Source organism: Nocardia sp. NPDC004722 (genome assembly GCF_053601505.1).
The window spans coordinates 1-566 of the sequence record NZ_JBSGBY010001124.1; the positions used below are offsets into that span (position 1 = coordinate 1).

At 73.1% G+C, this 566-nt stretch carries 1 protein-coding gene; it reads left to right on the plus strand.

The annotated features are described in order from the left end of the window. Positions 1–150: 150 nt before the first annotated feature. A partial coding sequence (locus tag ACWELQ_RS46250) for a hypothetical protein (protein WP_452403281.1) occupies positions 151–566 on the plus strand: 416 nt, incomplete at its 3' end.

The window sequence follows — 566 nt, forward strand, 5'->3', positions numbered from 1 at the left end:
TGGGCAGGCTTGGATCCCGCTGCCGGTGGTGCGGGTCGTGGTTCGGATGGCCCCCCGCCGGTGGCTCCGCATGCCGGTGGCGGTGAGGAGGAATCGGCTGGAGGGGCGAAGGGGTCGGATGGTAGGCAGCCGACCGGGCCTGATCCGCGGGTGGCGTTCGCCGGGTTGGACGGCGAAGGCGCTCAGGGTGCGGATCCGCGTGCGGGGCAGGTGGGTTCGGATCCTGCTCGGCCGGGCTACACGCCGACGCAGCCGGATTTGGCCGCGCAGCCGCACGGGGCCGAGGCACAGCCGCATGTTGCGGCGGCGTCCGGTGAGGTGGCGGTGCACGAGGCTCCGACGGCGGAAATGGCGGTGCCGCAGCAGGAGCGGCCGATTCCGGCGAATCCGGTGATGGCCTCACCCGCCATGCGCGCGGCCGCGGAGCACATTTTCCGTGGCTCGCCGCCGCCCGGTGTGCGCGAGCGGACGGTCGGCGAGGGCAACTACGGCCGCCGCATGAGCGAGGCCCTGGGTGTCGATCATCTGATCGGCGAGCACCGCGATCCACTCGCCGCCCTGCGTGA